Annotated in this window: 25 protein-coding genes and 1 pseudogene; 10 read left to right on the top strand and 16 right to left on the bottom strand. The window is 71.0% G+C overall.

Features of this window, described 5'->3' with window-relative positions; all coding sequences use genetic code 11:
* The first annotated feature begins 285 nt into the window (after positions 1 to 285).
* Complete coding sequence (locus tag AB0I16_RS30320; RefSeq protein ID WP_363252829.1) at positions 286 to 1287, top strand: helix-turn-helix domain-containing protein; 1002 nt, start codon at positions 286 to 288, stop codon at positions 1285 to 1287.
* A 30-nt stretch (positions 1288 to 1317) separates the two neighbouring features.
* On the opposite strand, the gene AB0I16_RS30315 is transcribed toward AB0I16_RS30320, so the two are convergent.
* The 10 genes and pseudogenes from AB0I16_RS30315 to AB0I16_RS30270 form a co-directional block, all read right to left on the bottom strand.
* A complete protein-coding gene (locus AB0I16_RS30315; protein WP_363252828.1) occupies positions 1318 to 1566 on the bottom strand; it encodes an SCO4226 family nickel-binding protein in 249 nt (82 codons plus the stop codon).
* A 161-nt stretch (positions 1567 to 1727) separates the two neighbouring features.
* A complete protein-coding gene (locus AB0I16_RS30310) occupies positions 1728 to 2933 on the bottom strand; it encodes a cytochrome P450 (RefSeq protein ID WP_363252827.1) in 1206 nt (401 codons plus the stop codon).
* 13 nt (positions 2934 to 2946) lie between these two features.
* The gene (locus tag AB0I16_RS30305) at positions 2947 to 3513 is read right to left on the bottom strand and encodes a cupin domain-containing protein (RefSeq protein WP_363252826.1); all 567 of its coding nucleotides are present in this window, start codon (positions 3511 to 3513) and stop codon (positions 2947 to 2949) included.
* Complete coding sequence (locus AB0I16_RS30300) at positions 3510 to 4586, bottom strand: type III polyketide synthase (RefSeq protein ID WP_363252824.1); 1077 nt, start codon at positions 4584 to 4586, stop codon at positions 3510 to 3512. Before AB0I16_RS30300 ends, AB0I16_RS30305 begins: the two co-directional genes overlap by 4 nt.
* A gap of 273 nt (positions 4587 to 4859) precedes the next feature.
* A complete protein-coding gene (locus tag AB0I16_RS30295) occupies positions 4860 to 6602 on the bottom strand; it encodes an endo-1,4-beta-xylanase (RefSeq protein ID WP_363252823.1) in 1743 nt (580 codons plus the stop codon).
* A 778-nt stretch (positions 6603 to 7380) separates the two neighbouring features.
* A pseudogene (locus AB0I16_RS30290) lies at positions 7381 to 7524 on the bottom strand (IS5/IS1182 family transposase); the annotation flags it as partial.
* A gap of 46 nt (positions 7525 to 7570) precedes the next feature.
* Complete coding sequence (locus tag AB0I16_RS30285) at positions 7571 to 8845, bottom strand: MFS transporter (RefSeq protein WP_363252822.1); 1275 nt, start codon at positions 8843 to 8845, stop codon at positions 7571 to 7573.
* Positions 8846 to 8908: 63 nt separating this feature from the next.
* Positions 8909 to 9457, bottom strand: coding sequence for an NADPH-dependent FMN reductase (gene ssuE / locus AB0I16_RS30280; RefSeq protein WP_363252821.1), 549 nt, complete (start codon positions 9455 to 9457; stop codon positions 8909 to 8911).
* 119 nt (positions 9458 to 9576) lie between these two features.
* Positions 9577 to 10662: an LLM class flavin-dependent oxidoreductase gene (locus AB0I16_RS30275; protein ID WP_363252820.1), complete on the bottom strand. Its 1086-nt coding sequence runs from the start codon at positions 10660 to 10662 to the stop codon at positions 9577 to 9579.
* 116 nt (positions 10663 to 10778) lie between these two features.
* Positions 10779 to 11573 carry an MBL fold metallo-hydrolase gene (locus AB0I16_RS30270; protein ID WP_363252819.1) on the bottom strand — a complete coding sequence of 265 codons (795 nt, stop codon included), beginning with the start codon at positions 11571 to 11573 and terminating at the stop codon, positions 10779 to 10781.
* Between the two features lie 82 nt (positions 11574 to 11655).
* On the opposite strand from AB0I16_RS30270, the gene AB0I16_RS30265 reads away from it, so the two are divergent.
* Entirely contained in the window at positions 11656 to 12264 is a 609-nt protein-coding gene (locus AB0I16_RS30265; RefSeq protein ID WP_363252818.1) for a CGNR zinc finger domain-containing protein, read from the top strand.
* A gap of 216 nt (positions 12265 to 12480) precedes the next feature.
* Here AB0I16_RS30265 and AB0I16_RS30260 read toward each other — a convergent pair whose 3' ends face one another.
* Positions 12481 to 13077 (bottom strand): TetR/AcrR family transcriptional regulator, encoded by a 597-nt coding sequence (locus AB0I16_RS30260; protein WP_363252817.1) that lies wholly within the window; start codon positions 13075 to 13077, stop codon positions 12481 to 12483.
* Positions 13078 to 13222: 145 nt separating this feature from the next.
* On the opposite strand from AB0I16_RS30260, the gene AB0I16_RS30255 reads away from it, so the two are divergent.
* Positions 13223 to 13648 (top strand): RidA family protein, encoded by a 426-nt coding sequence (locus tag AB0I16_RS30255; protein WP_363252816.1) that lies wholly within the window; start codon positions 13223 to 13225, stop codon positions 13646 to 13648.
* A complete protein-coding gene (locus AB0I16_RS30250; RefSeq protein ID WP_363252815.1) occupies positions 13645 to 14802 on the top strand; it encodes an alkene reductase in 1158 nt (385 codons plus the stop codon). Before AB0I16_RS30255 ends, AB0I16_RS30250 begins: the two co-directional genes overlap by 4 nt.
* Positions 14803 to 15216: 414 nt before the next feature.
* On the opposite strand, the gene AB0I16_RS30245 is transcribed toward AB0I16_RS30250, so the two are convergent.
* On the bottom strand, positions 15217 to 15936 hold the full coding sequence (locus AB0I16_RS30245; protein ID WP_363252814.1) for a DUF6082 family protein: 720 nt from the start codon (positions 15934 to 15936) through the stop codon (positions 15217 to 15219).
* A 582-nt stretch (positions 15937 to 16518) separates the two neighbouring features.
* Here AB0I16_RS30245 and AB0I16_RS30240 point away from each other — a divergent pair.
* A complete protein-coding gene (locus tag AB0I16_RS30240; RefSeq protein ID WP_363252813.1) occupies positions 16519 to 16662 on the top strand; it encodes a hypothetical protein in 144 nt (47 codons plus the stop codon).
* Positions 16663 to 16756: 94 nt separating this feature from the next.
* On the opposite strand, the gene AB0I16_RS30235 is transcribed toward AB0I16_RS30240, so the two are convergent.
* A complete protein-coding gene (locus AB0I16_RS30235; RefSeq protein WP_363252812.1) occupies positions 16757 to 17977 on the bottom strand; it encodes an MFS transporter in 1221 nt (406 codons plus the stop codon).
* A 253-nt stretch (positions 17978 to 18230) separates the two neighbouring features.
* On the opposite strand from AB0I16_RS30235, the gene AB0I16_RS30230 reads away from it, so the two are divergent.
* Together AB0I16_RS30230 and AB0I16_RS30225 are read left to right on the top strand one after the other, a co-directional pair.
* Complete coding sequence (locus AB0I16_RS30230) at positions 18231 to 18992, top strand: GNAT family N-acetyltransferase (RefSeq protein ID WP_363252811.1); 762 nt, start codon at positions 18231 to 18233, stop codon at positions 18990 to 18992.
* Between the two features lie 194 nt (positions 18993 to 19186).
* Positions 19187 to 19570: a recombinase family protein gene (locus tag AB0I16_RS30225; protein ID WP_363252857.1), complete on the top strand. Its 384-nt coding sequence runs from the start codon at positions 19187 to 19189 to the stop codon at positions 19568 to 19570.
* A 126-nt stretch (positions 19571 to 19696) separates the two neighbouring features.
* Here AB0I16_RS30225 and AB0I16_RS30220 read toward each other — a convergent pair whose 3' ends face one another.
* Positions 19697 to 20890 (bottom strand): DUF3500 domain-containing protein, encoded by a 1194-nt coding sequence (locus tag AB0I16_RS30220; protein WP_363252810.1) that lies wholly within the window; start codon positions 20888 to 20890, stop codon positions 19697 to 19699.
* Between the two features lie 127 nt (positions 20891 to 21017).
* On the opposite strand from AB0I16_RS30220, the gene AB0I16_RS30215 reads away from it, so the two are divergent.
* The gene (locus AB0I16_RS30215; protein ID WP_363252809.1) at positions 21018 to 21503 is read left to right on the top strand and encodes a hypothetical protein; all 486 of its coding nucleotides are present in this window, start codon (positions 21018 to 21020) and stop codon (positions 21501 to 21503) included.
* Positions 21504 to 21766: 263 nt separating this feature from the next.
* On the opposite strand, the gene AB0I16_RS30210 is transcribed toward AB0I16_RS30215, so the two are convergent.
* A complete protein-coding gene (locus tag AB0I16_RS30210) occupies positions 21767 to 22426 on the bottom strand; it encodes an RDD family protein (protein WP_363252808.1) in 660 nt (219 codons plus the stop codon).
* Positions 22427 to 23085: 659 nt separating this feature from the next.
* On the opposite strand from AB0I16_RS30210, the gene AB0I16_RS30205 reads away from it, so the two are divergent.
* Positions 23086 to 23865, top strand: coding sequence for a hypothetical protein (locus AB0I16_RS30205; protein WP_363252807.1), 780 nt, complete (start codon positions 23086 to 23088; stop codon positions 23863 to 23865).
* Positions 23866 to 23926: 61 nt separating this feature from the next.
* Positions 23927 to 24139, top strand: coding sequence for a hypothetical protein (locus AB0I16_RS30200; protein WP_363252806.1), 213 nt, complete (start codon positions 23927 to 23929; stop codon positions 24137 to 24139).
* 336 nt (positions 24140 to 24475) lie between these two features.
* On the opposite strand, the gene AB0I16_RS30195 is transcribed toward AB0I16_RS30200, so the two are convergent.
* Positions 24476 to 24703: hypothetical protein (locus AB0I16_RS30195; protein ID WP_363252804.1), on the bottom strand; the 228-nt coding region annotated here is incomplete at its 5' end.

Below are 24703 nucleotides of genomic sequence, written 5' to 3'. Positions count from 1 at the left end.
CATGGGTTCCTCCGTTGTGTGAGCGCGCGTTGTACGAGCACGTCGTGCAGGCGCGTCGTGAGCGACGGGCGGCCTCCGCGGGCCGCCGGCGCGGTGCCGGCTCGGCGGGAGGGCCGGCCATCATGCTGCCGCCGCGTCCCGCGCGAGTCGTTAGCACTCGACGCACTCTTGTACGTGCTCGGCGCACACGTCTTCCTCTCCCCCCTCCCCTGCGGCAGGCTTGCCGCCGATCGCACGACGGCCGAAGGACACGCACGACCAGCGTGTCCAGGAGTGGGGGAAGACATGGAGACGGTTTTCGACACCGCGCACTTACCCGGCCCCGACCGTGTCGAGGCATGGATCGAGACGGCGGCCCTCGCTCTCGTCAGAACGGACTTCATCCTGCTGGACCCGGACACCTTCGGCGCCCGGCTGAACGCGGCGGCGCTGGGAGCCGTGCAGGTGACGGAGATGTCGTACGGTCCACTGCACTCCCGCCGGACGCCCCGGCTGATCCGGCAGTCGGACCCCGAGCAGTATCAGATCGCCTACATACGCCGGGGCTTCCAGGGCATCGAGCAGATTCGGCGGCAGGCCCTTCTGAGCCCCGGCGAACTGGTGCTCTACGACAGTTCGCACCCCTTCGACGCCACCGTCGGAGCCGGGCAGGGAGTGGCCCGGTCGGTACTGCTGCAGTTCCCCAAACAGCTGCTGCCCCTGCCCGCGGCGAAGGTCGCCGGACTCCTCGCGGAGACACTGCCCGGCACGCATGGCGTCGGCCGCCTCTTCGCCCAGTTCCTGTCCACTCTGGCCGACGACCACATGACGTACACCCAGCGAGACGCCGCGCGCCTCGGGAACACCGCGCTGGACCTTGCCACGGCTGTCCTGGCGCACCGGCTCGACGGAGACCAGGCGCCCTCGCTGTCCGCGCCGGGCGTCCTGTTCCTGCGGATCACGTCCCACATCGAACAGCATTTGCACGCCCCCGACCTGCAGCCCGCCACCATCGCGGCGGTCCACGGGATCTCACTGCGCTATCTGCACCGGATCTTCCAGAAGAACGGCGTTTCGGTCAGCGCGTACATCAAGCGACGGCGCCTGGAGCGGTGCCGACGCGACCTGGCCGACCCGGGCCTGAGCCACCTCACCGTCCACTCCATCGGCAGCCGCTGGGGGTTCCCGCGCCCCGCCGACTTCACCCGCGCCTTCCGTGACGCCGTGGGGGTGCCGCCCACCCACTACCGGGCGCGCTACGCACCGCCCTGTTCCCGCCCTGCTCGGTCGCAAGCGCGTACACCGTGATCCGGGACCGTCACAACGGTTCACCACCGGTCAGACCATCAGCGGTACGGGGTGGACCTCGTCCGCGGCGTGACCGGCCCGCTCGTGGATGCGGCGGACGGCGTCCGCGGACGGCGCCTCGGACAGGCAGAAGACGTCCCCGGACGCGGGGTCGGCCCATGCGCGCTCGAAGGTGACGCCTTCCTGGTCCTGAATGGCCAGGTCAGCGGCGTGGGCCTCCTTGAGCTGATCGGCGGTGATGTCCTTCATGCCGTGATGGACGTCCATGAACTTGGCCATCGCACTCACTCCTCGGCGGGCGGACGTGCCCCTCTTCCATGGTGCCCCCCACGGGGCGCCGCCTCCACTCGGCTCACGCCCGGGCTCCGCCACCGCCGCGCACGCGGAGCCCGTGCCGCTGCCGCGCGGGCGGCAGCGCCTGCGCCCGGTGACGTACTCGACTACCACGTGACGGGCAGTGTCACCGGTCCTCGGATGAGTACGTCCTTCTGCCAGGGAACGTTCGCGGGGTCGACGGCCAGGCGCAGGTCGGGGAGGCGTGCGAGCAGCGTGGTCAGGAGCAGTTCGGCCTCCAGGCGGGCCAGCAGCGGTGCCACGCAGTGGTGGGGGCCGTAGCCGAAGGCAAGGTGGGGTGGGCCCTTGCGGTCGATGTCGATGCGGTGCGGTTCCGGATAGCACCGGTCGTCCCAGTTGGCTGCCACGTAGGAGACGTAGACGGCCTCGCCGCGGCGGACCAGGACGCCTCCCACCTCCACGTCCTCGGTGGCGACGCGGGCCTGCCCCACGCCGTGCTTGTGGGGAATCCAGCGCAGCAGTTCTTCCACGGTCGCCGGTACTGCCTGCGGGTCGGACCGCAGGCGGCTCCTCAGGCTGTCGTCGGTCAGGAGGAGGTAGACCATGTTCGAGGTGTGGTTGCGTACCGCGTGCCAGCCGTTCAGGGCCATCAGCGTGGTCAGGGCGAGGAGTTCCTCTTCCTCGATCCTGCCGCTGTCGACAGCGGCCACCAGTTCACTGATGAGGTCGTCCTGCGGCCGGCGCCGGCGTTCGCGGGCCAGTTCGAGGAAGTAGGCACGGGCCTCTTCCTTGGCCAGCCGGGCGCGCTCGACCTCCGCCTCGTCCCTCGCCCGGGTCAGGACGGAACTCGCCCACGTGCGCAGACGCGGCCGGTCGGCCTCCGGCACGCCGAGCACCACTCCGATGACGTGCATGGGAAAGGGAGAGGTGACGTGCTGGATGAGGTCGGCGGGTGGTCCGGCCGCGACCATGGAGGCGACGAGCCGGTCGAGCACGGCTTGGGTGCGGGGGCGAAGGGCCGCCATGCCGGAACGGTTGAACGCCGAGGCGACCACGGAGCGGACCCGGGTGTGGTCGGGCGGGTCGACGAAGCTGACCGCACGGTCCAGCGGGATGAGGTACCTGTTCATGGTCGGCAGCGGCCGGCCGACGATGTCACGGCTGAACCTCGGATCGGAGGTGACGAACCGGACGGTGTCGTGCCGTGTCGCCAGCCAGCACTCGCCGGGGGCTCCGTGGGGCAGCCGGACCCGGATGACCGGGGCGGTCCGCAACGCCTGGCGCAGGAAGGGGTCGAAGTCGAGGACCGGCAGGTCCGACACGTCGTACAGCGGGGCGGTCCCGTCCTGCATCACTGGCTCCTCGTCATGGCCGGCTCGGCGACGGCGGGTCGTGGCGCAGCGGGGTGAGCTGCTCGATGTCGTAGCGGCGGCGCAGCAAGGCGATGGCCTCGCGGTCCACGGGCCCGTCGGCGGAGAGGATCTCCAGGAGTTCCTCGAAGTAGCGTTCGTGGGCCGGGGGCGGGGACGACTGGAAGAACATCCGCGCCGGGGCGCCGGTGGGGTTGGCGAAGGCGTGCGGGCAGCCGGGCGGGACCAGGATGACGGTGCCGGGTGTGGCGCGGACCACACGTTCGCCCCTCGGTGACCGCCATCCCTGCCAGCTGTCCGCGGTGCGTACGCGCGGCTCGAAGGCGAGAACGTCCAGTTCGCCCTCAAGGACGTAGAACAGTTCCTCGCTGCGGGCGTGCACGTGGGCGCCGACGTCGAAACCCGGCGGTACGAGCACCTCGAAGCTCGAAGAGAAGCGCGACTGCCCACCGGTCACCTTGAACGTCACGTCCTGGGCGGCGGCACGCAGCGTACGGCCTTCGCCGGGCGGAACGACCAGACCGCTGCCCGGAGCCGCCGCGACCAGCGGGTGGGCCGTCATCGGGTCTCCGCGGGCGCGGGGCACAGCGGCAGGTTCCACCGGCCCAGTGCCATCTCGGCGGTGATGCCGGGGCCGAACCCGGCGAGGAGGCCGCGCGCCTGGTCCGCGGCGCCCCCTTCGTCGAAGAGCCGCCGCAGCGCGTCCAGTACGACGGCGCTTGCGATGTTCCCGTACTCGGTGAGGGTGGCCCGGCTGTGGCGGAATGCCTCCGGCCGCACGCCCAGGAAGGTGCTCAGGTCGTCCAGGATGCGCGGCCCGCCGGCATGCACGATGTAGAAGTCGAGGTCGGCGGCGTCCCAGCCGTGCTCGTCGGCGAGGGCGCACAGCGCGGGCGCCAGCGGCTCCATGGTGCCCGGTACGCGCTTGTCCAACAGGAAGTGGAAGCCGGTCGCCCGTACGTCGTACGCGATCCAGTCCTCCGTCTCCGGGATGAGGTACGAACCGTTGCGCTCCAGCTGGATGCCGTGGCCGCCCGTCCCACGCACGACGGCGGCGGCCACCCCGTCGCCGAACAGGCCGTTGGACAGCAGCGATCCGACACCGAGGTCGGTGGGCTGGTAGCACAGCGAACAGAACTCGCAGGCCACGATCAGCGCGTTCGCCCCCGGGTGGGCCGTGCAGAAGTCGTGCGCCCGGTTGATCGCCGCTCCGCCCGCCGCGCAGCCCAGCTGCGCGATCGGCAGCTGCCGCGTGGTGGACCGGAAGCCCATCGAGTTGATCAGCCAGGCGGTCAGCGACGGCATCATGAACCCGGTGCAGGACACATAGATGATGATGTCGATGTCCTCGGCCCGCAGCTCGCCGTCCTCCAGCGCGCGCCGCACGACCAGCGGCACACGGGCCTTCGCCTCGGCCGCGTAGCGCCGGTTGCGCTCCTCGAAGCCCGGGTGCGCGAGCGTCTCGGCGATCGGCTGCACGAGGTGCCGGGTCCGGACTCCGGTGTTCTCGATCAGGCGCAACGCCAGGGCCAGCTGGGGGTGGTCCGCATGCCGCGAGCATGCCAGCTCAAGTGTGTCCTCCATGGTGATGACGTGTTCCGGAACTGATACGGCCGGCCGACACAAGGTCGCCATCCGACACCCTTACTCCAGCGGGCACGTGAGTGCCTTCATTGACCCGACATGTCTTAAACGAGCACAAACCTGTCGGGTCACCCGGTTTCTCCGAAGTGCTGACGGTAGCCGCCGCCAGTACAGGCCCTGCTGATGGCTGAGTGGGCGGGAATCCCCTGGTTCCTGCCGACCGCAGCGAGCAAGCCGCTCAGGGTCTCCGGCCCTTCCTCGCTCATATGGTCGATGAGGAGCCGCGGGCAGACCGACGGTCCGGTGGTGGAAGCAGCGCTTTCCTCACGCCTCGTCAAAGGTTTCGAGCAGGCGCTCGTACGCCGGCTTCGGCCGCAGGGCCGCGTCCCACGGCAGGGAATCGGCCGTGCGCGGAGGATAGATCTCGGTGTCGGCGGTGGAACCGTACCTGTCGGTGAATCCCCATGTGGAGAACGATGTGCAGTTCGGCTCCTCCAGGCAGACCCGCAGCTTGCCCGCCATCTCATCAGCCTGGGTCTGCCGCCCGTCCTCCTCGTCCTCACCTATGGGGACGTCCATCTCCGACACCCGCGCCTGAACCCCCAGCTCCGCCAGATCCCGCACATGGCCGCGGAAGGTCTCCGGGTCGATGCGGTCGCCGGGTGCGTACTCATGGTTCTGGAAACCCACGCCGTCGATCGGTACGCCGCGTTCCTTGAGCCGCTTGACCAGATCGTAAAGGGCGTCCCACCGCTCGCCTTCCTCCTCGACCCCGTACTCGTTGAGGAACAGCCGTGCCTTCGGATCGGCCCGGTGGGCGGCCCTGAACGCCTCATCGATGTACTCCTCACCCATGGCCTCGAACCACGGGCTCTGCTCGGAGCGCAGACCGAGATCCCCGTCGGTGTAGCTCCTCTCGTCGTCGGACATGGGCTCGTTGACCACATCCCACTCCGCGACCTTCCCCTTGAAGTGCCCGGCGACCGTGGCGATGTGCCGGAGCATGGTCCGGCGCACCTCCTCGGGATCGTCGCTCTCCCGCATCCAGTGGGGCAGAGCCTCGTGCCAGACGAGGGTGTGCGCGTGCACCTTCATGTCGTTCGCGCGGGCGAAGCGTACGAGTAGGTCCGCGTCCCGGAAGTCGTAGACGCCCCGGCGCGGGTGGAGGAACTGCGGCTTGAACGCGTTCTCCGGAGTGAGCATGGAGAACTGGCTCCCCGCGAGCGCCCGGTAGCGTGAGTCGGTGAGCAGCGGGTTCTCGGCGAGGGCTGCGCCGACGTCGAACGGCCGCCCCACGTCTGCGGCCCGCGCACGCAGCGAGTCGTCGGACTGCTCCTGGCGCAGCTGCGGCGCCTTGATCACGCGAAGCGAGTCACCGCTCTCTGCCCGCGCGGCCAGCTGCGTCAGACGCCATCCCTCGCGGCGCTCGTCGTCGCCCGCGTCCGCCTCCAGACCGAACCAGACAGTGCCCTCGGCGAACACCCCCGGGTCCTGCACGGTTCCCAGCCGCCGCCCGTCGGCTTCCACGCGGAAGGTGTCGCCGATGCTCGACACGGCGAGCGTCACCGTCCCGGAGCAGCCGCAGTCGAAAGTCTTGGAGGTGGCCGGCTCATCGCCCTCACCGTCCCATATCTGTACTTTCACGCGCCCGTCGGCGGTCACGCCGAAGCGGAGTGAGGGCCGCTCCTGCCGCCACTCGTCGTAGATGACCGGTACCCGTCCGTACAGCCGCAGCCATGAACCGCCGACATCGTCACCCACACCGGACATCCGCGCGGTGACGGTGAAGTCGCCGTCGGACCTGAGATGCGGGCCGGCCAGGTTCAGCGGGGGGTTGGGCCGGCCGCCGGAGGAGTCCTGCTCCACGATGCGCCGATCCGTTGCGCTGACCCGCAGGGTGTCGTTCCGCGCGGTGGTGCCCGGCATCTGCGTCCAGTCGTGGTTCCGCAGCAGGTCTTCGCCGTTTCCGCCGCCCGCGCCTTCGCCCCGCCCCGTGCACCCGGCCGCCACCGCCATGACGAGCACCACGGCGGTCAGCCGCTGCCACGTCCCCCCACCAAGGGCCACGGTCCCTCCCACTCCCTCGTCCGAGACGAGATCAACATCTCGGAACCGGAGCACAGTTCATCACACCGGAGGCCGGGACAGGTCGCGGCGAAACCGCGCCAGGACGCCGCCTGATTCGGCCGGTCTCTATGCCTTGCGGGCGCTACGGAGTTCATCCAGCACCAGACGGTGCGGCTCGGCCCGGACCAGGGCCTTGGAGCACTCCGTGAACGGGCTTCGCGAGGGTCGACCGCTAGACGGCCGACTCCGAGCAGGTCACTGGAGTCGCGCTCGGAACTCATGTGCTCCGTGGCCTCAGTGCCTGTGCGTGCCGGACTCGGCGGGCGGAGAGACGATGCCGCTGTCGCGGAGAGCGACCGGCAACTCCGGCGAGGTCACCGAAGGCTTCGTCGGAGGCGTTCGGGTGGCTGTGACCGCCCACGGCGTGCGGCGCTGCGGCCGTGAGCCGGTCGTCGCCGTGACCGCCTCTTCCGCTCAGCGGTGGCGGAGCGACCGGGGGGAAGTGCCGAGAAGCACGAACGGCAAGGAGCGGGTTGGCATCCTCGCCACTTCTTTGCCGCGTGCTCGCGTAAGCACACGTCACGTCCGACCAAGACAAGGACTCAGTCGCTTCGGTCGCTTGCGTCGCTCCCATGGGGGCCGAGCGGCACGGGGTGCTGGCCTTCCCCCGAGCTGGACGAGGGGGACGGGGAGAGCCGAAGCAGGGGGGTGGCTGTCTTCTCGTAGCGGGTGGCCAGGACCATGTCGGGCCTGGTGCGGGGCCGTCCAGGAGCCGGCAGCGGCCGTCCGAGGTCAGGTGGATCTTTGTGGTCGGTCCGCCGCGGGAGCGGGCCGATGGCATGGTCGGCCACTTCGCCGGGCGGAGCCCCTTCTTGCGGGCCCCGGCGGCGTGCCGGTGGGCGCGCACGCTCGTGGAGTCCACCGACGGCCCAGTTGAGCGCAAGCCTGGTCGTGCACGTCCACGTCGGTCAGGCGCGCTTGACGCTCCTGCGGGCAGCGACGATGGCCGCGGGTGCGGCCGCGAGGGCGAGGGTGCCGCAGAGGGCGGCGAGGATCGGGTAGCTGGTGGCGGCGACGACGATGCCGGAGGCGAGGCCGGCGACGGCGCCCGCGAGGGCGATCGCCACGTCGACGAGTCCCTGGACCTTGGCGCGGGTGGCCAGGGGTGTGCTGCTGGTGACGATCGTGGTCCCGGTGACCAGGCCGAAGCTCCAGCCGATGCCCAGCAGGATCAGGGCGAGGGTGATCAGGGGCAGGGAGTGGCCGGGTGCGAGGGCGGCGACCACGCCCGCGGTGAGCAGGGTGCCGGCCGTGACGACGCTCATCGCGCTGGCGCCGAAGCGGTCGACGAGGCGGCCGGCGAGTGGCGAGGGCAGGTACATGGAACCGGTGTGCAGGGCGATGACGAGGCCGGACGCGGCGGTGCCGAATCCGTGGGCGTGCATGTGGATGGGCGTCATGGTCATCACGGCGACCATGACGAGCTGGCTGAGGACGAGGACCACGACGCCGACGAGCAGGCCGGGGCCCGACCGGGAGAGGGAGTCCGCCGGAGCGCTCTCGACCGAGGCCGCGGGCAGGCTGCGGGCGAGTGTCAGCGGGTCCGGTCGCAGCCGGATCAGGAGGGTGAGTGCGGCCAGTGTGAAGGCGGCCGTGGAGAGCAGGAAAAGGCCGGTCGGTTCGGGAAGGTGGAGCGCGGTCGCGAGGTGCCCGGTGGGGGCTGCGAGCAGAGGTCCTGCGATGCCGCCGGCGGTGGTGGCGACGATGACGGTGGAGGTGGCGCGGGCGCGCTGGTGGGGCGCGGCGAGGTCGGCTCCCGCGTACCGGGCCTGGAGGTTGGAGGTGGTGCCGGCGCCGTACAGGAAGAGGGAGACGAACAGCAGCACCGGGTTTCCGAGTGCGGCCGCGACGACGACACCCGCGCCGCCGAGGGCACCGGTGAGGTAGCCGGTGACAAGGCCGGGGCGGCGGCCGTGGCGTTGGGAGACGCGTCCGATGACGACGGCGGCGACCGCGGAGCCCGCGGTGAGCAGGGCGATGGGCAGACCGGACAGCGAGGTGGTGTGCAGCATCTGCCCCGCCAGGAGCCCGGCGACGGTGACACCGGCCGCGAGTCCGGCGCCGCTGAGGACCTGGGAGACGAGGAGCACGGTCAGAGTGCGCTTCTGCACCGTGGATATGGAGACGGTCGGGGCGGTGGTGAGCGGCGTGTCGGTGGAAGTGGCGGGGTGCGCGTGGCGCATGGGGTCCTCGCTTTCGGTGTGCCGGAAGGCCTGGCGGCAGGGCCCCCGGCGGGGCGATGACCGTCAGGCGACCGGAAGGTAGGCGCTTGAGGGGAGTGGGCGGGCGGATTGATCCGTGACACGGTCCGGTTGGCGCTCGTCGTCGTGGTCGAGGGCCATCGCGCCGTCCGGGGAGGCGGTGAGGTGCCGGTCCAGGACGAACCGTCCCCGGGAGACCTCGGCGCCGAGGGCGGTGAGGACCGGGCGCAGGACGTGGTCGAGGGCGAGGACATGGGCCGGGCTGCCGCCGGTGGCCAGGGGAAGCACCGGTTTCCCGGCGAACGCGTGCTGGGGCAGCAGGTCGACGAAGACCTTGAGCAGGCCGGAGTAGGCGGTCTGGTAGACGGGGGTGGCCACGACGAGGGCATCTGCCTCGTCGACCAGGGTCACGGCGCGTGCGTGGGACGCGTGGTGGGTGTCCGCGGCGAGCATTGGTGTCGCGGGCAGGCCGCGCGGGGCGAGTACGTGGGCCTGGTGGCCGCGGGCCCGCAGGGTCGCGGCGGTGTGCTCGGCCAGGAACGTGGTACGGGACGTACGGGAGGGGCTGCCGGACAGGGCGAGGACAGTGGCCACGGGGACTCCGCGGGGACTCCTCGGGGACTCCTCGGAAACCCCTGAAGGAACAAGGGGACTTGAAGGGTGCGGGTGCGGGTGCGGAAGGCCGACGGGGCTGGGCCGTCGTCCGCCCTGCGTCAGCTCTGGCTGGTGGGCATGTCGTAGGCGTCCGCGATGAGTTCGGTGGAGCGCAGCCGGCCCTGGATGTCGTGGCCGACGCTGCAGATCATGAGTTCGTCTGCGCCGGAGTCCCGCTGGACCTGGTTGAGGTGGGCGGTGACCTGCTCGGGGGTGCCGTGCGGGACGTGGGTCAGCCAGCTGTCGACGGCCTGGCGTTCCTCGGCGTCGTAGGCGTAGGCGTCGACTTCCTCGGGGGAGGGCAGCAGGTAGGACTTGCGCTGGAACATGCGGAGCATGGCGTGCGCGAGGGTGCCGGCCTGGCGGCGGGCCTCGCGTGCGTCGTCGGACGCGGCGACGGTGAAGCTGACCAGCGTGTACGGCTCGGCCAGTGCCTTGGACGGGGTGAACCGCTCGCGGTAAAGGCGCAGGGCGGCCGCCACGTCGCGGGGGTTGAAGTGCGCGGCGAAGGCGAACGGCAGGCCGAGCTTGGCGGCGAGCTGAGCCGAGTAGCCGGAGGAGCCGAGCAGCCACACCGGCAGGTGGCCTGCGGCCGGGGTGAGGCCGTTGTGGCGGCCCTGGGCGGGGCCGGGGACGGCGTAGACGCGGTCGGCGTAGGGATGCCCGGTGGGGAAGTCGTCGCCGAGGAAGTGCAGGAGTTCGGCGACCTGCTGGGGGAAGTCCTCGGCGTCGCTCGCGCCGCGGCGCAGGGCGGCGGCGGTGGCGTGGTCGGTGCCGGGGGCGCGGCCGAGCCCCAGGTCGATGCGGCCGGGGGCGAGGGCGTCCAGCATGCCGAACTGTTCGGCGACGACCAGCGGCGGATGGTTCGGCAGCATGATGCCGCCCGCGCCGAGCCGCAGTCTGCTGGTCTCCGCGGTGAGCCGGGCGAGCAGGACGGGCGGGCTGGAGGTGGAGACGCCGGGCATGGCGTGGTGCTCGTTCATCCAGTAGCGGGTGAAGCCGCGCCGGTCGGCGAGCCGGGCGAGTTCGACGCTGCCCGCCAGCGCTTCGGCGGCGGTCTTGCCGGTGCCGGTCAGGGCGGAGTCCAGTACGGACAGGGGCGCGGGGGCGGAGCCGTGGCGGGTACCGCGGATCGGGTCGGTCATGGTGGTGCGGTCCTTCGTTCTCCAGGGGCGCGGGGCGGCGCCGGGCGCCGGCCGACCGTCGCGGCAGGTCCGCGCCGGCCGGCGCCCGGAGTGTGTGCCCTACGTATGTGTGTGGGTCAGCCGCGGACGCCGAAGTCGACGCGGTCGCTGAGACCGGCGGCGGCGAAGGCGGCCACGAGGTGGTCGCGGCCCTCGGTGAAGTGCGCCCAGCTGTCGTAGTGCACGGGGACGACGCGGCCGGCGTCGAGGATCTGCGCGGCATCGGCGGCCTGCGCGCTGTCGAGGACGATCAGCTCGTTGTCGAAGAGCTCGGTGAAGCGGGGTGCTCCGGCGAACAAGAGGGCGGTGTCGATGGGGGCGAAGCGCTCGGCGATCTCCTTGACCGCGTCGAGGGAGGCGTTGTCGCCGCTGACGTAGACGGTGGGCAGGCCCTCGCCGGTCAGGACGAACCCGACGACCTCGCCGCAGATCGGCTCGACCTCCTCGCGCTTTCCGGGACCGTGGATGGCGGGCACACCGGTCACGGTGATCGTGCCGGAACCGCCGTCCCGGCGTTCGAGCTCGACCGACTGCCAGTCCGCGAGGCCGGTGGCCGCCTCGCCGAGACGCTCCCCGCCGCCTGGCGTGGTGAGCGTCAGCGGGACGTCGGCGAGCAGAGCCCGGCCGGAGACGTCGAGGTTGTCGGCGTGCTCGTCGTGCGAGAGCAGCACCACGTCGACGCGGCCGAGATCGGCCGGGCTGCCGTCGGCCGCCGCCGTCTTGGTCAGCACCACGGCCGGCGCCTGCTGGTCGCCGGGTCCGTCGAAGGTCGGGTCGGTGAGAAAGCGCAGGCCGCCGTACTCGAAGAGGGCGGTCGGGCCGCCGAAGACGCGGACGGGGAACGGAGCGGTCGGCAGGGTCGGGGAAGACATGAAAAGAGTTCCTCACGGATAGATGAATCAATAACCGTGATGAGACTGTACGGGGGTATCACGGATGGATGCAAGCCGTACCATGAGAGGTATGGAAGAGTTCGTGACCGAAGAGGACCCCCTGCCCCCGGCACCGGGCGAGGCGGAGCACCCCGCCCTGGCCCTGGCCAACAGCGCCATCGCACTACCCGGCGGGCACACGGCCGACCTGCTGGGCGCCCCGGCGCGGGCCGAGCAGTGGCTGATGCGGCGCGACCTCGCCCCGGAAGACACCGGCATGGCCGAGACATGTGCGACGCAGCTGCGCTCACTGCGCGAGCAGATCAGGTCGCTCCTGGCCTCCCGGGTCGCCGGCCACGCGGCCCTGCCCGCGGCCGTCACGGCCATCAACGACGCGATGACCCGCGTCCCCACGGCGTCCCTGCTGATGTGGGACGAGAAGACCGGGCCCTACCGCACCGCACCCCACCCCACCACCGCGATCGTCGAGCACGCCCTCGCGGTCATCGCCGCCGACGCCGCCGACCTGCTCACGTCCCCCGACGCGGACCGCCTGACCGCCTGCGCCTCCCCGCCCTGCAACCGCTTCCTGCTCAAGCACGGCCGCCGGCAGTGGTGCTCCACCCGCTGCGGCGACCGCGTCCGCGCCGCCCGCGCCTACGCCCGCCGCACCCACGCCCCGGCGGAATAGGCCCGCACACCACTGCGTGGAAGGGCCGGGTCCCCTGGCCGGCCCGCGGGAGGCCGGGTCCCCTGGCCGGCCCGCGGGACCGGCCCGCACCCGCACCCGCACCTGCTTCTGCTTCTGCTTCTGACAGCGCTTCGCCTCGCCCCATGGCGGCGGGGCGAAGCGACCGGACCCGGAGCGGCCGGCAGTGGTCTCATCGAGTGGGCGTCCCCCGGTCGTTCACCCCGCGTCCGGCCGGGGCCGCAGGCCGAGCAGGACGTCCTGGACGAGATCGGCGCTGCGCCTGACCGCGTCGTCGCCGAAGCCAAGGAAGTGCCGGTAGTGGATCGGCGCGTAGAAGAGGTCGACCATCACGTCGGTGGGCACGTCGGAGCGGAGCTGCCCGGCGGCGACCGCGGAATCCAGGCGGGCCCGGCACTTCGCGATGCTGGGTTCGAGGATCGTTTCGCGGAACGCCTTCATCAGCGCGGGGTCGTTCTGGGCCTCACCCAGGACGCCCTTGAAGGCCTCGCTCATCCTGCCGGTGATCAGCCGCTGGCTCACCGCGGTGATCTGGGTCGTGAGGTCGGCGGCGATGTCACCGGTGTCCGGGTAGTCGAAGTCGTCGCCGAGCTCCTCGTTCATCGCCTCCAGTACCACCGCGCCCTTGGAGCTCCACCAGCGGTAGATGGTGGGTTTGCCCACGCCGGCCTGGGCGGCGATGGCCTCGATGGTCAACTTCGCGAAGCCCTTGCGGCGCACCAGGTCGAACGCCGCGTCGAGGATCGCCCGGCGGGCGCGCTCGCTGCGCCGTTCACGGTTCGGGTCGGGGGTCATGGCGCTCACTCTACCGCTCGCGTGACGTTACGTTCCGTTTTGACAAGACGCTCGGGATGCCCTAGCTTCCGGTGGCGTTACGGAACGTTTCGTAACGCAGCCGTGCGGAGACCGGTGCCGGTCCCCCGCCGAGACAGGGAGAGACATGTCCAGCAACGAGAGCGCGGCCACCGCGGGGCGCATCGAGAAGATCGCCACCACGCCGGACTGGTACGCGCCGTACCGGATATCGCAGGCCGTCCGCGCCGGGGGCTTCGTGTACGTGTCGGGGCAGGCCGGCTTCGACGAGGACGGGACGACCGTCGGGGGCGGGTTCCTGGCGCAGGGGCGGCAGGCGTTCAGGAACGTCGGACGGGTGCTGGAGGCGGCCGGCCTGGACTTCGCAGACGTGATCAAGGTCGGCATCTTCGTACGGGACATGGCGACGAACCTCCCGCACGTGATCACGTTGCGCGGCGAGTTCCTGGCCGAGCCCTACCCCGCCGACACCCTCGTCGAGGTCGTCTCGCTGGCCCGGCCCGACTGGCAGATCGAGGTCGAGGTCATCGCGCTGGACCGGAGCGCCGCATGAGCGCCGGGGTCGTGACGGGACGGGCGCGGTACGCGGCAGTGCCGGAAGAGGGGGCGGGAGTGCGGGAGTTGCTGGAGCCATACCGGGCGGGGCGGCTGGAGCTGGCGAACCGGGTGGCGATGGCCCCGATGACGCGGGGCCGGGCCGACGACGTGACGGGGGTGCCGAGCCCGCACGCGGCAACGTACTACCGCCAGCGCGCCGGAGCCGGGCTGCTGATCACGGAGGGCGTGTACGTCAACGCGCTCGCCAAGGGCGGCCCCGGCATCCCGGGTCTGGTGACCGACGCGCAGACGCGTGGCTGGCGAGAGGTGACGGACGCGGTGCACGCCGAGGGCGGCACGGTCTTCGCCCAGCTGTGGCACGTGGGCCGGATGACCCACCCGGTGACGCTGCCGGACGGCGAGCTGCCGGTAGCCCCGTCGGCCGTCGCCATCGAAGGAAAGCAGATCTTCACCCGGGAGGGGCTGCTCGACCACGTGACCCCGCGGGAGCTGACGGTCAGTGAGATTGCCGAAACCGTGCGGGACTTCGCGTCCGCGGCCCGGCGTGCGATCGAGGCCGGTTTCGACGGCGTGGAGATCCACGGCGCGAACGGTTACCTCATCCAGCAGTTCATCGCCGACAACACCAACCTGCGCATGGACGCGTACGGCGGCTCGGTCACCGGTCGTCTGCGGTTCGCGACGGAGGTCGTCGAGGCGGTCGTCACCGAGGTCGGCGCGGACCGCGTGGGCCTGCGCATCTCGCCGGACAACGCCGAGAACCAGCTCGCCGAGACCGACGCACCCACCACGTACCGTGCGCTGGTCGACGCACTGGACCCGCTGGGCCTGGCCTATCTGCACGTGCTGGAGAACGGCGCGTACGGAGCCATCGCGGACCTGCGGACGCGCTGGTCGGGAACGCTCGTCGCCAACACGAACGGCCCGGCGCCGAGCAGCCCCGCCGCGGGGGCGCGGCTGGTGCGGGACGGGCACGCGGACGTGGTCGCCCTCGGCCGCCTGTTCATGACCAACCCGGACCTGCCCGCCCGCCTTGCCAACGGCACCCCGCTCGCGGGGCCGCCGACGGAGCACCTGTACGGGGGAGGAGCGGAGGGGTACATCGATTACCCGGCCGCGGCGCACCCCGAGGTCCCGTCAGTCGCGTAGTCGCCCGGTGTACGGCACGCCCTCCCACACACGCGGCGAAGTACTGGCAGAGGGCTGGTGCGGTGCGGGGTGCGGGTGCGGGCCCGGGTGTCACGAGAAGGCGAGTTCGGCAACTTTGGGAAGACGATGCGCGCCATGGGGAAGCCGTTGCGCTCCGTGACGCGTTGGCCGGTCCCGTGTCGGGTCATGGGGGCCTCGGTGCCGAACGCGGCGAGCAGGACGCGCTGCGGCGCGCGCTTCCCGTACGCGACGCGCATGGCCGCCAGTGGGCGCTCCTGCGCGCCGCCTACCAGGGCCCCCGAGCGCCGTCGTCTTTCTGGACGACGGCACTCGGCACGGCCGGGGCCCGCAGGTAGCACGGCCGGGGCCCGCAGGTGCTCATCGTGAGTCGGCTCAAGGGCCACGGCACCGCAGCTAGCGTCGGCCGCGTAGGAGTGAGCCGAGGAGCAGACCTGCGCCCACACCGATCAGGGCTCCGGCCGATGCCCGCCATGCCGGCGACGCTCCCGCGACGGGCGCGGCCGGTGGGCTGGGGGCGGCCGGTGGGCTGGGGGCGGCCGTCGAGCGGGGCGGTGGTCCGGCAGCGACGGCGCGAGCGTGTTCCTCGGCCACGATGGCCAGGAAGCGGCGGCCGACACGGCTTCCGGACGAGCCGGCGATCCACGAGGCGTGAGCCCTGTTCCAGTAGTGCCGCCCCGCCTCTCCGGTGAACATTCCGCCCAGCATGTCCCGCAGCAGGCTCTCGCGGATGGTCCCGATCTCGAAGCCCATCCACGCGTAGTTCATCATGAGGTCGGCATAGACATGCCGCTTCTGCTCCTGCGGATCGGTGATGTCCGTGTCGCCCCAGACGGGTTGGTAGAGCGCCATGTCGTCGAGCTCCAGCCGGACCAGCTCAAGGTAGTAGCTGCGGATTCCCTGGACCTGCTCCGCCCTGGCCTGCCGGTTCTGAACGATCAGGGAAACGGCCACACCGGCCAGCGCCAGGGCCGAGACGATCGCCGAGGTGAACCCGTACGCCGCGCCGATGTCACTGAGCCTGTTCCAGTCCACTTCCCTAGATCCGACGATCTTCTCCAGGGCGAGAGGTGACAACAGCACCACTGTCAGCGCGGTCGCCGCGGCTACGGCCACGCCCACCTTCCTGCCAATCCGGCGGGCCTCCGACACCGCAGTCGCGGATCGATGACGACGTATCAGGTCACTCACCCCCAGGCTGGCCCGTCCCCGTGACAGGCCGAGCCTGGGGCAGCCTAATCCGTACTTGAGGACGTTCCGAGGGACCGAGTGGATCTCGGGAGGTTCGAGTGCCGGATCGTGACATCTCGGGGCAGCGGGCAGCCGGGCCGATGACGCCTCAACGTGGACCGGGTGCGCCTCCCGCTTCGCCGGGCGGGGCGGGTCCCTCGGCGCCGCGCCGAGCCGAGCGCCCACCACGACGGACTCGGCCACCTCGCACAGCAGCCGCTCCCCTGGTCTGCCGGGCGGACGGCCCTTCCTCGTCCCGGCCGCCGGGCCGGCCGCCGGTGCCGGATCGGCGGCAAGCGGAATCATCCGGGCGTCATTCGGACCTGTCCGGGCAGCATGGCGTCTGAGCTGGGGGTTCTCCATGCCGCGGTGCCGATTCTCGCGAGAGTTGCGGGGCTGACCCTCCTATACCGCAAGGTGCGGTCCTGACGCGGACGGACCGTGTCTTCCCCGGCCTTGGAGTTCAACGTGAACAGTCTCGACACCCGTACCGCCGTGCTGCTGCTGGCGGGTGCCGGCGGTACGTACATCGCCTTCATGCACCCCGCGGTCGGGCCCGCGCTCCTCGTGGGCCTGGCCGTCGTCGGCCTGCTGCACACCCTGCTGCGGTGACCTTGTGCAGCAACCGATCGATTTCCGAACGCCCCGCCGGGCCGTGTGCCGTGGCCCATCGTTCCGCCGACGAGGCCGAAGACGTCCGCGCCGCCTACGCGGAAGGCTCCGTGCCGTCGCCGCCCTCGCCCACGACCACCGCGCCCGACGCACCCGCCGCGCCCACCGCACCCGCCGCGGCGCGATCCGCGCTGGCCTCACCGGTCCGCTGTCCGGCCAGCAGTCGCCCGGCGAGCAACACCGCACAGGCCCCGAGGGTCAGCAGCCCGCCGGCGAGGAACGTGCCGCGTACGCCGGCGAGCGGCAGGACGAGTCCCCCGAGTGCGGCGCCCGCCGCGATACCGGCGTTGTAGGAGCCGGAGTTGGCCGCCAGCGCCATATCGGTGCGGCCCGGCGCGCAGTGCAGCATCGCGTTCTGGGTCGTCATGAACACCGGCCCGATGGCACCGCCCATCAGCACCAGGAACCCCACCGCCGCCACAGGGTCGGTGCCGGCCGCGTGCAGGCCGAGCATTCCCACAGTCTGGGAGGCCACGGCAGCGGCCAGCACGGCCCGCGGGAAACGGTCCAACAGCAAGCCGGTGACAGTCACCCCCGCCACGCACGCGACACCGAACACCGACAGCAGGGCGGTGACCGCGCTCGGGGAGAACCCGCTCACGTCGTCCAGGAACTTCGTGAGGTAGGTGTATCCCGTGAACGCCCCGGCAGCGGACAGGGTCCCGGCCGCCAGCACGATTCCGAACCGGCGGGCGTCGGGACTTGTCCCGTAGGCGGCGGGTTCCTCTTCCGGACGCGAGGTCGGCAGCAGCAGGGCGATCGTCAGCAAGGAGCCGAGCCCCAGAGCCGCCGGCATGGCGACGGGCACCGGCCAGCCGTTGCGCTGACCCAGCCAGGTCCCCAGCGGAACGCCGAGCACGAGGGCGAGGGAACCAGCGACGGACAGCGCCCCGACCACGCGGCCCCGCACCGCGGGGGCGAACAGGCCCACCGCGACCGGCCCCATCACGGCCCAGAACAGCGCCTGGGCGAGCGCGGTCAGCAGCCGTGCCACGAGGAGCAGCCAGTAGGAAGTCGCCAGGGCCGCAACCAGACTGGCCACGACCAGGACGGCCAGCACCCCCGTGAGCACATGGCGTCGGGGCACCGCGCGCATGACGTGGGCGAGCGGCACGGACGCGACGGCCACCGTCACGCCGTAACCAGTGACCAGGAGACCGACCGCTGACACCGGCACCCGCAGGCTTTCGGAGATGAGCCCAAGAAGGCCGATCGGCAGGTTCTCCGCGGTGTTGAAGGTGAAGGCGGCCAGCATCAGGGCTACGAGCACCGCCCACCTGTGCCATGGAGCCGGCTGCGCCGTGACCACACGCTTGTTGCCGGATCGCATGTGTTGCGCCTGTTCCCTCGCACCGACCATGGGGCACCTCATCGGGCCCACCGGTCCCGGCGCAACCGAATTTCCGGCAATACCCGCCGCAGCGGGGTGGCCGGCCGGGCTCCAGGCAGCGCTCTCGTGCCGGGCAATTCGAAGGCGGCCATGGTCACCGCTGCATAGGCTCCCCTGCATGCCGAGTTCGGAACTTCAGCGGATCAACGCCTTCCTGTCCGCCTTCGCCCGCCGCCAGGCCGGGCACGTCGTCGACGTACCGGGCGGCTTCGCCGTCTATGACGACGCCTTCGCCCATTCCCGTGCGAACAACCAGGTGGTCATCGATGCGGACGTAGATCCAGAGGCGCTGCCCGCGATCGCGGAGGAAGCACTGGGCCATCTGCCGCACCGACTGATCTCGGTCCTCGACCACGCGACCGGCTCGGCGTGCGCAGAGCGGCTGACCCGGGCTGGATACACCCACTCCGCCTATCTGGTCATGCTGCACACCGGCCCGGTGCCGACCGGCAGACCCGCGGATGAGGTGGACCTCGACGCGCTACGTGCTCCGCTCGCCCGGCGATGGCGGGATCTTCTTCCGGACGTCGACAACGAGGTCATACGCCACCTCGTCGACCGCCGCGAGGCCCGCCGGGACGGGGCCGACATCGTTCGCTTCATCGGTGCTCGCACGGAGGGAGGGGAAGTCGCCTCATGGGCCGACCTCTATATGGACCCGGCATCCGGCGTGGCACAGATCGAGGATCTGATCACGTCGCAGGACCATCTCAGGTGCGGCTATGCCGATGCGGTCCTGGCCACCGCTCTGCGCTCGGCTGTCGACGAACACTGCGGCACGCGGTTCCTGACCGCCGATGCGGCGGACTGGCCCCACCGCTGGTACGAGCGCCGCGGCTTCTCCGTCATCGGTCACACGCACTGCTTCGAACGCGGCTGATCGGGTGAAGCGCGCGTATGCGATGCCGCGGAGGCCGAGTCCGCACACGCCGGCCAGCTCGGCCACGCGCCCCACGGTCCAGTGATCTTCCACCGCACCGACTATGCAGCCTGACGTCACATGAGGGTCAAGAGCCGCACTCATGACCCGCAAGAGCGGACGCGCAGGCCGTAGCCGTACGCCAGCGGCCCGGCATCCACGACCCGACCGGGCCGGGGAAGCTGCTGTTCGCGTTCTTCGCCGCGATGGCGGAGACCGAGCGGGAGAATGTCCGCGAGTCCACGCTCGAAGGGCTCGACACCGCGGCCCGCAAGGGAAAGCACGGCGGCCGGCCCCCGGTCATCACGGTCATCACGGTCATCACGGTCATCACCGACGACATGCTCCACGCCGTGCTGCGACGCCGCACAGGCGGCGAGTCCGTCGAGTCCGTCGAGTCCGTCGAGTCCGTCGAGTCCGTCGAGCAGATCCAACCCGACCTGATCATCCCCACTGGCGAGCGCAAGGGGCAGAGCCCCTCCGTCGCCGGCATCTGCCGGGCGCTCGCCGAACACGCCGAGCGGGAGGCGTACCCGTAGACCGTCGAACAGGCCCACACCGACTTCGCCGCCTTCCAGGCCGGCGACGTTCCCCGGCCCCGCCCGAACGCGGCGGCGCTCAGCTCGTGACCACGATCGTTCGCACCGGGATTTCCTGTACGCCGACTACTCACACCCGGAGTGGGGGAAAGGACGCTCTCGGTGTGCGGCCAGCTCGTTCAGGCCGAAGTCCGAGCTAGGGTCGCGCCACACCGAGTGGGCATGGTTGCCGTTCCGCTGGGTGTTGTTGTACTCGATGAGGATGCTGGGGCCTTGCACTCGGTAGTAGTGCGGTTCGCCCTCGTCGGTATCGCCCGCCCAGCCGACGTGGACCTCGTCGAGCACGGAGTCACGGGCATAGTGGGCGTCGTGTGCCGCGGAGAGGTCCCGCGGGGCCCGGCCGGTGTAGCGGGTGAGCAGCCGCCTCAGCAGATGGCGTTGCTCCTCCCCCAGGTCCCGTGCGCTGATGCCCTTGGGAGGGATGGTGATGGCCACGAGCGCGTGGTCGGCATCGGTGTAGCCGCTGCTCGCCTCCGCCTGACGGTCGATGTCATCGACGAGTTCGTCCAGCGTGGGGTCGGAGAAGCGTCCCCGCCACAGGTCCCGCAGGTGCATCATCGTGTCGCCGTGGCGTACTCGGGGTCGGTTGCCGGAGACGATGTTGGACATGGCCGACGGGTGGAGCAGCGCCTGCCGGAACTGGTATGCGTCGAATGTCCGGATCAATTGGCGTGCGGCGTCCTCGGCGCCCTGGAGGGGGCACAGGGTGCTTCCCAGTAGCTCGACCCTTGCCGGGTCGGCACCCATGAAAGAGGGGGTCGCCGCAGCGAGCCGACCGTCGATCACCAGGTAGTTCAGTGAGATGTGGTGGCCACCGAACCGCCAGGCCCAGATGCGGTCCCTTCCAGGGCGGCCGAAGAGCCTGAGCCAGTACAGGCCGGGGTCACGCCCGCGCCGGCGGCCCCAGTGGGACCCCCATCCCTCGACCTGGTCCAGGACGTTCTCCAGGCCCATCACCGTGGACACGATGGCGAACCCTTCGGTGGACAGCCCGCTGGCGACCATCTGCATCGCCAGGCTCTGCTGGTGGGCGTTCTGGTCGCGGAGAGCGAGTCCGCCGTGCTCCGTCGGCGTGAAGAACCACCGCAGCCTTTCCGTCTCCACGGCCGGATCGAGCGGGGAGGCATACGCGGCGATGGGCAGTTGGTCGTCGTTCAGGGCGCTCAGCCAAGCCATGGCGGCACTGGCCATGCCAGCTGCGGCCTTCTCCCGCGCCCGCGCCATGGCACCGGTCGCCGAACGGCTGTCGTCACTGGTCACGCGGGCTCCAAGCCTTGACGACGTCCAGTATCGCCGCAAATCGTGGCCCTTATACGCACTTCGGGGAACCGGGGGTCCACCCGGTCTGTCTATCGATGCAGGGGTTCGCGGGCGAAGGGACGAACGGGTGGTTCTCAATACCGTGGCGATCGGTCTATCCGTACTGGCGCTGCTGAGTTCGACCTACTTCGCCTTCCAGCAGGTGTCGTCCATGAAGCGCGCCAACTACCTGCCCGCGTACCTGGCGTTGCTCAATGACTTCCGGTCGCCGACGTTCCATCAACACCACAGGTACGTCATCCAGCGGCTCGGGGCCGAACACGACCCTGATCTTGGTATTTCCGGCCTGCCCGCGGAGGCTCAGGAGGCCGTCTACGACGTCGCCTTCTTTCTGCACAACTTCGTGATCCTGAAGAGGCTGGGCATCATCGACGACCGCTACTTGCGGACGCTCAATGACAGAGTCGTCCGCACGTGGGAGGCGATTGGCCCGTTCGTGCGGCGCGAACGCGAGCTGGTCCCGCTCCCTCACCTGCTGCAGATCCTGGAGGACTATGCCGCAGCTGCCGCCGCCCTCCCACCCGACTCGGGCCGGAGCCTGCTCCGGCCCTGATCGATCAGGGGAGTCTTCTTCGGACCGACTCCACGTCGATCTCTCCGTTGGCATGTCTGCTCCGTCAGCGGATTCTGACGGCCGGCGACGCGACTCGCTGTTCGCCCGTCCCGGTCCGGCCCGCCGGCCCGAGTCGCCGGGCGAGGACCGGACAGCCCGGCGCCGGAGCCGCGGCCCGGCCTTCGTCGCCCCGGCTGTCCGACCGTGCGCGGCGTCCGACGGCCCTGTCGTGATGATCTCCGCCGGCGCCCGGATGAGGTCGTCTACGCACCCCCGCTCCAGGGAGCGGGATGCGGCGCGGGGGCGTCGGCACTGATGACCACGGTGCCGGTGATCTTGTCAGCGAACGTCTGGGACTTGTCGTCCCAGCTCGCCCACAGCCAGCCCAGGCAGAACGCCGGGTAGTTGAGGAACTGGCAGAGCCGGCGGGCGAAGGCCAGGGGGCCGCCGGGCGCAAGCCCGTCGGAGGTGCGCATGACGCGGATGCCGAGGGCCGTCTTGCCCACGCTCTGCCCGGTACGGCCCTCGCGGACCGCCTGCACGATACAGGCGCCGATCGCGTAGGCCGCGGCCGCGTACCCCAGGTACAGGTCCAGGCCCTCGCCGGAATTGCGCTCGCCGGTCAGCTCCGCGATCCCCACGAGGATCCACATCGGCCCGAAGTTGATCAGGCAGTCCAGGAGGAACGCTTCCGCCCGCTGCCACCACCCCGCATACGGCATGTACTCCGGGTTCTGGGGATGCGGGTACTGCGGGTGGGGGTACTGGGAGTACTGGGGGTACTGGGGGTGGGGGGACTGGGGGTGGAGGTACTGCGGGTGGGGGTACTGCTGCGGGGCCCCGGGTATCGGTTGTGCTGCCGGATAGCCGTACGGCACTTGGGGCGTGCCTTCCGGGGGCTGCTGGGGATAGGGGTGGCTCACGTCACAACTCCTGGCCATCGCGCACGCGTGACACAACGTCACCTGTCGGTCACTCAGGCTACAAAGGCGTTCACCGTGGCACTCCAGCGGGCCCCTCGGTCTCCTTGACCTCCTCGGCTTCCTTCACCTCCTTGACCTCCTCGGCCCCGGTGCGGCGAGGACAGCCGGTCACGGACTCCGCGTGATCGCGATGTATCGCCCCAGCATGGGCCGGAACTTCCGCTGCCGGCGGGTCGCCTTCGCAGACGTCGTCCCGGACGATGCCCGGGCGCGGTGGTTAGCGCATCCTCGACGTACCGCCTCTCCAGCAGTTGGGCATGTCGGGCGGTAGGACCTGTCGGTGTCGTAGACCCGGTCGCGCAGCAGCCGCTCGTCGTCACGGTCCATCCGTTCGGGCCTGCAAGTGTGCTGACCGTTCGGGTCTACACGCCGTGTGCTGACGCTTTTCGGCCGCCCCCCGGGAGCGGTGAACGTTCTCCGGTCCGGTCACGTCCAAGGAACGAGACGTCTGCTGCCGCTCAGGTCAACCGGGAAGCCACATGCCTATCAGGACATCACCTACTGTCGGTCCGCGTGCTGGGGCGGTCTTGTCCGCCGTCAGCCTGTTGGCCGTTGCCGGGTGCGGCGGGCACGGAGCAGCCGGGAGCAGCGATACGGACGTGCTCGCGGAGCGGGCCCGGCGCGTTGCCGCCGCTTGGGACGGCTCGAACGCGAGCACCGCGTGGCGGGAGGGCTATGACCCCGTGGCGGAGGAAGTACAGCTGCCACGGGGTGGCCTGCGCAGTCCTGCCGACAGGAAGGCTTTTGAGGACAGGAACTTCGTGCTGCGCGGCACGTTGGCCGGCAGCGGGCCGAGGGAAGGGGCGATCACCTGGTCCGCGGGCGCTGCTTCGACTCGGCCGCTCATGGATGCCGGCACCGCGTACCGTGCCCTGGCCCGTGACCGCCGCGGTGGCGGGCCACACCTGACGGTGACCGGGGCGAAGCTCAGCACGATGCGGATGGCAACCAGCCGGGGGCCGGCGACGGTGCCGGCTTGGGCCTTCGAGCTGGCCGGCTATGCCTCGCCGCTCAAGCGGGCCGCTGTCACTGCCACCACGCTCCCCTCCCCTCCGACCCCTCCGATCAAACCGGCTGCTGACGTCCCCGGGTATCCGGTCGACCGGCTGGTGGAGACAGCTGCTGACGGCCGGTCGGTGACGGTCATCGCTCTGCACGGAGCCTGTGACGACGGAGCCGTGGTGAAGGTGCTGGAGACAAGCGGCAGTGTCGTGCTGTCGGCGTCCGTGAAAGGCCACCGAGCAGAGGCGAACTGCACCAAGCAGGCCCGGATGCGACACGTCACCGTGCAGCTGAAACGCCCCGTGGACGACCGTCTGCTTCTGGACGCGCACACCGGACGCCCCATCGTCTCCAGGGGAACCGGTGGGACCGCGTAGGGCACCCATTGCACGGCACGATGCCCGGCGGGGGCAGTGCCGCGACCTCCCGTGCCCTGTCTTGATTTCGGTTCCTGTCAGGGCCTGCTTCGACGAGTGGGGGCTGCGTGTGCCGGACATCCGGGACGTGTACCGGCTGGTGGGCGAGCACTATGGGCTGAGTCTTCCCCGCAGGACGATCGCCGACATGGAGCTGGCCGGAGTGTTCACCTCCCCGCGCGTGTACGCCAGCGGGGAACCGAACCTCAGATACGGCAACCTCCGCGTGCCCTGACTCCGGGCTGCGCCCCGCGATAGGCATTCGGCTCCTGCCGGAGCGGTACGGATGGGTCCTGTAGCCGTGGGCCAGGCGGCGAAGGAGCCGCAGCAAGCCGTGGTTCCGCTCGACCGCGCGGTATTGGACGGCGCTAACTCGTCCGAGTGGCGGTGGCACCGGCTGGCGGGTCTGGTCGCCCGGCGTGCGCCGACCGTGCCCTGGAGGCTTGTGCACGGCCGGCGACGGCCGTCCATGCCGGGCGGTGGTCGGCGACGCCGGCCGCTGAGGGATGCGGTCCGGGGGCGAGGGCTGCGGGCCTGCCGCTGCCTGCACCGGCCGGGCAGCGCGACCGGATCAAGACCCCCGTACGTTGGGGACGGGGGACGCGGCGATCGCCGGTGTCTCCGGCGGCCCGCACCGGACCGCCACCGTACCGCCGAGCCGCCCGTCGCTGGCCCACCGGACCGCCGGGCCGCCGGACCACCGGACCGCCGGGCCGCCGGGCCGCCGGGCCGCCGGGCCGCCGGGCCGCCGGGCCGCCGGGCCGCCGGGCCGCCGGGCCGCCGGGCCGCCGAGATGGGG

It is taken from the genome of Streptomyces sp. NPDC050703 (genome assembly GCF_040654435.1).
In the GTDB taxonomy this organism is placed as follows: Bacteria; Actinomycetota; Actinomycetes; order Streptomycetales; family Streptomycetaceae; genus Streptomyces.
The sequence above is the reverse complement of the archived record's forward strand: the minus strand, read 5'-3'. Positions and strand labels throughout refer to the sequence as shown.